The sequence below is a fragment of the Streptomyces silvae genome, from assembly GCF_016745505.1.
In the GTDB taxonomy this organism is placed as follows: domain Bacteria; phylum Actinomycetota; class Actinomycetes; order Streptomycetales; family Streptomycetaceae; genus Streptomyces; species Streptomyces silvae.
Map to the genome: position 1 here is coordinate 1 of NZ_JAERUC010000054.1, position 7,999 is coordinate 7,999.

Below are 7,999 nucleotides of genomic sequence, written 5' to 3' on the forward strand. Positions count from 1 at the left end.
CTGATGTGGATATGACTCTTTGAAGACAGGCCCTAGGGGCACCCGCCCGTCCGGTGGGGGAACCCGCCCGCCCGCTGCGGGAGCCCGCACCGGACGGACTCACGTCCCCGGGCCCGGCCAGGCGCCGGCGCCCCCTGGCCGGCCCCTGACGACAGGTCACCGGCCGAGCCGTCAGAGCGGCAGCAGGTCGGGGCGCTTGGCCTCGACGTGGTCCCCGGAGGACTCGCCGCGCAGTCGGCGGCCGATCCACGGCACGAGGTATTCGCGTGCCCACTGGATGTCGTCGCGCCGGACCTCGAGCGCCCCGCGCTGTGCCTGCGGGGGCCACACCTGGTCGGGGTCGGCGGGTACGTCGAGGCCGAGGACCTGGGCGGCCCGCAGTGCGACGCGGGTGTGCCCCTCCGCCGAGAGGTGGAGCCGGTCGTTGTCCCAGGCCCGCCGGTCCTGCACGGAGCGCAGGGACCACAGGTCCAGCACCGGGCAGTCGTAACGGTCGGCGATGGACCGGACATGCGCGGTGTACGTGGCGATCTTGCCCCGCAGATGCTTGAGCACGGGGATGCCACGGGTGTCGAAGCCGGTGGTGACCATGACGGTGCCGACCGCCTGGGTCAGATCGGCGACGGCCCGCTCGAAGCGTTCCGCCACGTCGTCCGGGTCGGAACCAGGACGGAGGATGTCGTTGCCGCCCGCGCAGAAGCTCACCAGATCAGGTGCCAGCTCCTTGGCGCGCGGGACCTGTTCCTCGACTATCTGGTCGAGGAGGCGTCCGCGTACGGCGAGATTGGCGTACCGGAAATTCCCGTGCGTGTCGTCGACGGGGCCGACCACCGCATCGGGGCCCGGGAGCTGGTCCGCCAGGAGGACCGCGAACCGGTCGGCCCAGCCGACGAGCGTCCCGCCGGGGCCGGGGTCTCCGACGCCCTCGGTGAAGCTGTCGCCAATCGCTGCGTACGACCCGATGATGCCGCGTGTTCTGTTTCTCGAATCGTCTGCCACAAGCGCTTATCTTGCACCTTCGATTGTGACCTACGCGACCGTAATAAGGGGTTGACGGGTGGTGAGAAAGACCACCCGGTCAGTTTTTGGTAAAGCCGGAATAAGGAGAGGGGCGGTGCGCCGCTGCGCACCGCCCCTCTCCCTTCAGCCTTCAGCCCTCAGCCGGGAGGGCGTCCTCGGCCGGTGTGTCTCAGATGGAGACGCCGTGCGAACGCAGGTAGGCGATCGGGTCGACGTCGGAGCCGTAGCTCGGGCCGGTCCGGACCTCGAAGTGGAGGTGCGGGCCGGTGGAGTTGCCGGTGGTGCCGGAGAGGCCTATCTGCTGGCCGCCGGTGACGGTCTGGCCGGCCGAGACCTCCAGCGAGGACAGGTGCGCGTACTGGGAGTACATGCCGTCCTCGTGCTGGATGACGACCTCGTTGCCGTACGAACCACTCCAGCCCGCGGAGACCACGGTGCCCGGACCGATGGAGCGGACGCTGGTGCCGGAGGCCGCCTGGAAGTCGGAGCCGGTGTGGTAGCCGCTGGACCAGCTGGCGCCCGAGGCGCGGTACTGAGTGGTGACGTTGGGGTTCTCGACCGGGGCGGCCCAGCCGGAACCGGTGCTCTCCGACGCGCCGGAGTCGGCGGTCTCGGCGGCCGGAGCAGCCGTCTTCTCGGCCGGGGCAGCGGTCTTCTCGGCCGGAGCGGCCTTCTTCGCCGCCGACGGGGCGGCCGTGGAGGGCGCGGCCTCGGCGGAGCCGGACGCCTTGGCGCCGAGGGTCAGCTTCATGCCCGGGAGGATCAGACTCGGGTTCTCGCCGACGACGTCGCGGTTGTCCTGGTACAGCTTCTGCCAGCCGCCCTTGACCTTCTTCTCGGCCGCGATCTTGGCCAGGTAGTCGCCGGAGACCACGGAGTAGGTCTTCGGGGCGCTCTTCGCGGCGGGGGCGGAGGCCGAGGCGCTGTGCGCGGCGGCGGACGTGGCGGCCGGCGCGGACTGCTCGGCCGCGTGGGCGCCGGTCGCGCCGATCAGCGGGAGGGCGAGTACGGCGCCGCCGGTCCCTGCGGCAAGGACGCCTCGGGAGATCGGGCCGGTCTTCGTACGACGGTGCTTGCCTTTTGCGGGCATGGGGCTTTTCCTCTCCGGCGCCTGCGAGGTGAGCTGTCGGGTTCGGACTGGAGATGCCCGGCCGCGCGGTGCGCGACTTGACCCCTAGCCGTACCGGATCCCTCCGGCCGGCGGCTTACCTGGTTCCCCCGCTCCTGCCACACGTGAGTCGGTGCGGATTCCGGGCGGCGGCAGGATTAGGCGTTCCGTCCGGATTGACCGTGACCGTAAGCGAGCCGGGACGCCGCGAACAAGCCGTGGATTGTGAACCGGAATCGGCGCTTCAATTCCGGCGCGAAATTCCCGTCACACTCCGTGGATTACGGATCTTGGCTTTCCGCACGGCGTCAGGAATACCCCTCAGGATCTTCACCACGCACCGTCACGGATATGATCCCGCTCACCCGCCTCACACCATCTCCCGTACAAGCGGGGCATGTTCTGCTAAATGCACCAATACGGACATGACGCGACCGCCGTTCCGCCGGAGAGCCCGGAGCCACGGCCACCGAGCCGGTTGCCCGATGCACCCATGTCGTATCGTCGCGGGCGTGCCCCCGTCGGCGAGCGGCGCCGACGCCCGACACTCCAGGAGCCCTTGTGACGCAGCTGCCAGAGGTCCCGCCGGTCGGCCCCGAGCCGACGGACGTCGACCTGACCGGTGTCCGCAACTTCCGCGACGTCGGCGGACTTCCGACCGTCGACGGCAGCACCGTGCGGTACGGGCGCCTCTACCGCAGCGGCCACCTCGCCCATGCCACCGAGTCCGACGCGGCCTTCCTCGCGGGGCTCGGACTGCACACGATCTTCGACTTCCGCAACGCCGCCGACCACAAGCTCGACGGTCTCGACGTGGAGCTGCCCGGCGTCCGGAATGTCAGCATTCCTCTCTCCGACCCGGCGGACGGCGCGGAGTTCTGGCGACTGGTGCGCGACGGGAACATCCAGCAGCTGCGCTCGATCCTGGCCGACGGCAAGGGAACGGACCGGATGGTGGCCTCGTACCGGTCCATCATCAAGGACCGCACCGGCGAACACAGCCGTGTGCTGCACGCGCTGGCCGAGGACAGCGTGCCTGCGCTGATGCACTGCGCGGCGGGCAAGGACAGGGCCGGCCTCTCGGTCGCGGTCTCACTGCTCGCGGTCGGGGTCCGCAAGGAGGCCATCGAGGCCGACTACCTCAAGTCGAACGACGCGCACCGTCGCTACAAGGTGCGCCGCAGCGACACCTCGGCGGTGGGCATGTCCGACGAGGTGATGGAACTGCTCAATCCGCTCTTCGGTGCCCGCGCCGAATATCTCGCCGCGGCGTTCGACACCATCGACGAGATCTGGGGCGGCACAGACCGTTATCTCCGCGAAGGGCTGAAGATCAGCGACGAGACGCGCGCGAAGCTGCGCGAGCGTCTCGTCGAGGGTGCGTGAGGCCGGGCGGTCAGCCTTTGCCGGCCACGGTGAAGAGCAGGTAGAGGAAGCCCGCGATGACGTGTCCGGCCACCAGGTAGGCGAAGAGACGGATCACGACGCCGCGGGGCATCCGCCGCTCCTGTGTGTCCGCGCTCCTGGGCCTGCGCGGGGTGAGCGGGTCGTAGTGCTCCGAATCGGACATGGCGGTCCTCTCTTCCGGCCCCTCGGGCCGGGGTGACGAAGGGTGCGCTCGGTCGGACGGGTGCCCGGTCGGCCGGTGCCCGGTCGGGGCGGTACCCGGCCGCCCGGTGCGCAACCGGGACGGTGCGCGGCCGGGACGGTGCGCAATCGGTTCGGCGGGTGGTCGGGTCGGTACGGGCGGGCGGGCGGGATCAGAGCCGGTGCGTCCCGCCGCCCAGGCACAGCTCGGCGGCCGGGCTCTGCAGCAGGGTGTGGACGAAGAGCAGGCGCGCCCCGCCGGTGTCGGGCGCGGCGATCCGGTGCGGGGTGAGCGAGTCGAAGTGCGCGCTGTCCCCCGGGCCGAGATCGTGCACGGTCTCGCCGAGCACGACCCTGAGCCTGCCGTCGAGGACGTACAGCCATTCCTCCCCGGGGTGGACGCGCACGAGGTCGCTCTCGGCGCCGTGGGGGACACGGACGTGCAGCGCCTGCATGGCACGTCCCGGCGCTCCGGCCTGGCGGTAGAGCCAGCCGCCCGCCTCGGTGCCGCGCGGCGCGCCCTCGGGTGCTCCGCCGCGGACGATCGCGTCACGTTCGGGCGGCATCTCGCCCAGGAGCTCGGAGACGGTCGTACCGTAGACCCGGGCGAGGCCGAGCAGCATGGGCAGCGAAGGCTGCCTCCGGCCCGTTTCGAGCCGGGAGAGGTGGGCCGGGGAGAGCCCCGCCCGTGCCGCCGCGCCCTCCAGGGTGAGGCCGCGGTTACGGCGCAGGTCGCGTAGGCGTGGCGCGACCCCGGGGAGCTCGTCGGCCACCCCTCCGTCAGGAGGATTCATGCCTCCATTGGGCCCTAATCTTTCCTCCGAGGCAAATAACTTGCCTCATAGGCAAAAAGCCCAGGATCAGCGGTTGGCCACCGCCTGCTTCACCAGGGTCCTGCCGAAGTCCCACATCAGCCCGCCCCCGCTGTGCGCGTCGTCCATGACGGCGGTGAAGGCGGTGACGAAGCGGTCCACCTCCGGTTCCCCGATGACCAGCGGGGGGATCAGCTTGATCACCTCCAGGTGATCGCCGGAGACCTGGGTGAGGATCCGGTGCTTCTGCAGCAGCGGCACCACCACCATCTGCGCGAAGAGCCCCTTGCGGGCGGCCTGCAGCATCGTCCAGCGGCTGCGGAGCTTGAGGGAGGACGGCCGGCCGAACTCGATGCCGATCATCAGGCCCCGGCCGCGCACCTCGTGCAGCAGCTCGTAACGGCCGACGAGCGCGGCGAGGCGCTCGCGCAGCAGATCACCGGTGCGCCGGGCGTTCGCGACGATCTCCTCCTGCTCCATCACGGAGAGGACGGCGAGCCCGGCGGCCATCGCCTGGGCGTTGGACCCGAAGCTAGCGGAGTGGACGAGGACCCGGTCCATCGAGGAGTAGACGCGCTTGAAGATCCAGTCCTTGCCGAGCGTCGCGCCGACCGGGACGTACCCGCCGGAGAGCGCCTTGGCGACACAGAGCAGGTCGGGTTCGACGCCCTCCTCGTGCTGGTACGCGTAGAAGTCACCGGTCCTGCCGAGCCCGGTCTGCACCTCGTCGGCGATGAGCACGGCCTTGTGCCGGTGCAGCAGCTCCTGTGCCTCCCGCAGGAAGCCGGGAGGCGAGGCGTGGACGCCCTTGCCCTGGATCGGCTCCACGACCAGCCCGGCCACGTCCCCGCGCTTCAGTTCGCGGCGCAGCGCGTCGAGGTCGCCGAGCGGGATGGCGGTGTCGGGCAGCAGGGGCGCGAACCCGTCGCGGAAGCCCTTCTCGCCGTTGACGGAGAGCGAGCCGGTGGTCAGCCCGTGGAAGGCGTGGTCGCAGTAGAGGATCCGTGGCTTGCCGGTGGCGTACCGGGCGAACTTCAGCGCGGTCTCGACCGCCTCCGTGCCGCTGTTGCCGAAGAAGACCCGGTCGAGGTGCGGGCTGTGCGCCAGCAGCCTCTCGGCGAGCAGTCCCGGAAGAGGCTGGCAGTCGAAGCGGGTGAGGTCGGCGAGCGAGGCGTCCAGGACGTCGTGAAGCGCCTTGCGTACGACGGGGTGGTGGCGGCCCAGTCCCATCACGCCGAAGCCGGCGAGCATGTCGAGGTAGTCGTTGCCCTCCTCGTCCCAGAAGTGCGCGCCCTCGGCCCGTTCGTAGACCTTGTCGAAACCGAGGGTGTGGAGCATCCGCGGCAGCTGGTGGTTGAGGTGCCGGGTGTGCAGCTCGTACCGCTCGGCGCCTCGTTCCGCGAGGAGCCGCCCCAGGTCGAAGCCCGGCCGTTCGTCCTTCATGCCCCGTTCTCCTTCGGCATGTTCCGCTCTCCCGCTGCCGTGCGGCGCTCCAGCGCCGCGCTGATGCTTCCGGCGATCTCCACCGGTGTGAGCCCGATCTCGGCCAGCACCTCGCCGCGCCCCGCGTGCGCGAGGAACTGCTCGGGGATGCCGTACGTCCGCAGCGGTACGTCGACACCGGCGTCCCGCAGCGCCTGCCCGACGGCCCAGCCGACCCCGCCGGACCTGCTGTTGTCCTCGACGACCGCCACCAGCCGGTGCTGTGCCGCCAGCGCGGGCAGCTGCGCGTCGACCGGTTTGACCCAGCGCGGGTCGACGACCGTGCAGCGGATCCCGGATCCGGCGAGCAGGTCGGCAGCCTGCAGACAGACCGGGGCGAGCACTCCCACGGCCACCAGCAGGACGTCGGCGTCCGGGGCCCGGTGCAGGACGTCCATCCCGCCGATCCGCCCCACGGCCGCGACCGGCTCCCCCACCGACTCCTTCGGGAAGCGGATCACCGTCGGCGCGTCGTCGACGTCGACGGCCTCGCGCAGCTCCTCACGCAGCCGGTCGGCGTCGCGCGGGGCGGCGATGCGGAGCCCGGGGACGACCTGGAGCAGGGACATGTCCCACATGCCGTTGTGCGAGGGGCCGTCGGGCCCGGTGACTCCGGCCCGGTCCAGCACGAAGGTCACCCCGCACCCGTGCAGGGCGACGTCCATCAGCAGCTGGTCGAACGCCCGGTTGAGGAACGTCGCGTAGACGGCGACGACCGGGTGCAGACCTCCGGTGGCCAGGCCCGCCGCCGAGACCGCAGCGTGCTGCTCGGCGATCCCGACGTCCCAGATCCGGTCGGGGAACTCCTGCGCGAAACGGGTCAGCCCGACCGGGTGCAGCATCGCCGCGGTGATCGCGACGACGTCCGGGCGTACGGCTCCGATCTCCGCGATCTCGTCGCCGAAGACGGAGGTCCAGGACGGCGCGGCGGGCAGGACGAGCGGTTCGCAGGTCAGCGGGTCCATCCTGCCGACGGTGTGGAAGCGGTCGGCGTCGTCGGCCAGCGCGGGCGGAAAGCCCCGGCCCTTCTCGGTGATGCAGTGCACCAGGACCGGCCCGTGGAAACGCTTGGCCCGCTGCAGTGCGGCCTCGACGGCCGCGGTGTCGTGCCCGTCGACCGGGCCGACGTACTTGAGACCCAGGTCCTCGAACATGCCCTGGGGGGCGAAGGTGTCCTTGAACCCCTTCTTCGCGCCGTGCAGCGACCCGTACAGCGGCGCGCCGATGACCGGTGTCTGCTGGAGCACTCCCTTGCCCCAGGACAGGAAGCGCTCGTAGCCGTCGGTGGTGCGCAGGGTGGCCAGGTGGTTGGCGAGTCCGCCGATGGTCGGGGCGTACGAACGCTCGTTGTCGTTCACCACGATGATCAGCGGGCGGTCCCTGGCCGCGGCGATGTTGTTGAGCGCCTCCCAGGCCATTCCGCCGGTGAGGGCCCCGTCACCGATGACCGCCACGACATGACGCCCGCGCTCCAGCACCTCGTCGGCCTTGGCGAGGCCGTCGGCCCAGCCGAGCACGGTGGAGGCGTGGGAGTTCTCGATGACGTCGTGCTCGGACTCCTCGCGGGACGGGTAGCCGGAGAGGCCGCCCTTGCTGCGCAGCTTGGAGAAGTCCTGACGCCCCGTCAGCAGCTTGTGCACGTAACTCTGGTGTCCGGTGTCCCACAGGATGCGGTCCACGGGTGAGTCGAAGACCCGGTGCAGGGCGATGGTGAGTTCGACCACGCCGAGGTTGGGGCCGAGATGACCGCCTGTCCTCGCCACCGCCCGGATGAGGAACGCCCTGATCTCCTCGGCGAGTTCGCCGAGCTCCGGTCGGCTCAGTGCCTTGAGATCCTGCGGCCCCTTGATGGATTCCAGCATCGTCATGCCCGGGCCCCTCTCTCTGCTCCTGTTATCGGCTCACGGTGACTGCGGGGATCCCACTGGGTGTCCCCGCCTCCTCCATACCCTCCGCGATCTTCATGGCTTCCTCGATGAGGGTCTCCACG

At 70.6% G+C, this 7,999-nt stretch carries 7 protein-coding genes and 1 riboswitch; of the genes, 1 reads left to right on the forward strand and 6 read right to left on the reverse strand.

Annotation, left to right across the window (positions count from 1 at the left end; translation table 11 throughout):
* Positions 1-171: 171 nt before the first annotated feature.
* Both JKV81_RS07420 and JKV81_RS07425 read right to left on the reverse strand, forming a co-directional pair.
* On the reverse strand, positions 172-999 hold the full coding sequence (locus tag JKV81_RS07420) for an SGNH/GDSL hydrolase family protein (RefSeq protein ID WP_129266712.1): 828 nt from the start codon (positions 997-999) through the stop codon (positions 172-174).
* Between the two features lie 190 nt (positions 1,000-1,189).
* Positions 1,190-2,110, reverse strand: coding sequence for a M23 family metallopeptidase (locus JKV81_RS07425; RefSeq protein ID WP_129266713.1), 921 nt, complete (start codon positions 2,108-2,110; stop codon positions 1,190-1,192).
* A gap of 3 nt (positions 2,111-2,113) precedes the next feature.
* Positions 2,114-2,274, reverse strand: a riboswitch (cyclic di-AMP (ydaO/yuaA leader).
* Positions 2,275-2,689: 415 nt separating this feature from the next.
* Between JKV81_RS07425 and JKV81_RS07430 the strand changes: the two genes are divergently transcribed.
* A complete protein-coding gene (locus JKV81_RS07430; protein ID WP_129266714.1) occupies positions 2,690-3,514 on the forward strand; it encodes a tyrosine-protein phosphatase in 825 nt (274 codons plus the stop codon).
* A 10-nt stretch (positions 3,515-3,524) separates the two neighbouring features.
* Here the strand turns inward: JKV81_RS07430 and JKV81_RS07435 are convergent, their stop codons facing one another.
* The 4 genes from JKV81_RS07435 to dxs all read right to left on the reverse strand — a co-directional run bounded on the left by JKV81_RS07435 (position 3,525) and on the right by dxs (position 7,877).
* The gene (locus tag JKV81_RS07435) at positions 3,525-3,698 is read right to left on the reverse strand and encodes a DUF6126 family protein (RefSeq protein ID WP_164493677.1); all 174 of its coding nucleotides are present in this window, start codon (positions 3,696-3,698) and stop codon (positions 3,525-3,527) included.
* Between the two features lie 190 nt (positions 3,699-3,888).
* On the reverse strand, positions 3,889-4,509 hold the full coding sequence (locus tag JKV81_RS07440) for a helix-turn-helix domain-containing protein (RefSeq protein WP_147982895.1): 621 nt from the start codon (positions 4,507-4,509) through the stop codon (positions 3,889-3,891).
* Between the two features lie 66 nt (positions 4,510-4,575).
* The gene (locus tag JKV81_RS07445; protein ID WP_124275923.1) at positions 4,576-5,970 is read right to left on the reverse strand and encodes an aspartate aminotransferase family protein; all 1,395 of its coding nucleotides are present in this window, start codon (positions 5,968-5,970) and stop codon (positions 4,576-4,578) included.
* The gene (gene dxs, locus JKV81_RS07450; protein WP_202075215.1) at positions 5,967-7,877 is read right to left on the reverse strand and encodes a 1-deoxy-D-xylulose-5-phosphate synthase; all 1,911 of its coding nucleotides are present in this window, start codon (positions 7,875-7,877) and stop codon (positions 5,967-5,969) included. Before dxs ends, JKV81_RS07445 begins: the two co-directional genes overlap by 4 nt.
* Positions 7,878-7,999: the final 122 nt, after the last annotated feature.

Excerpts from the sequence above, each read along its gene's own strand:
- JKV81_RS07425 (WP_129266713.1), bottom strand. The coding sequence starts at position 2,110 with ATGCCCGCAAAAGGCAAGCACCGTCGTACGAAGACCGGCCCGATCTCC.
- JKV81_RS07435 (WP_164493677.1), bottom strand. The coding sequence starts at position 3,698 with ATGTCCGATTCGGAGCACTACGACCCGCTCACCCCGCGCAGGCCCAGG.
- JKV81_RS07440 (WP_147982895.1), bottom strand. The coding sequence starts at position 4,509 with ATGAATCCTCCTGACGGAGGGGTGGCCGACGAGCTCCCCGGGGTCGCG.
- JKV81_RS07445 (WP_124275923.1), bottom strand. The coding sequence starts at position 5,970 with ATGAAGGACGAACGGCCGGGCTTCGACCTGGGGCGGCTCCTCGCGGAA.
- dxs (WP_202075215.1), bottom strand. The coding sequence starts at position 7,877 with ATGACGATGCTGGAATCCATCAAGGGGCCGCAGGATCTCAAGGCACTG.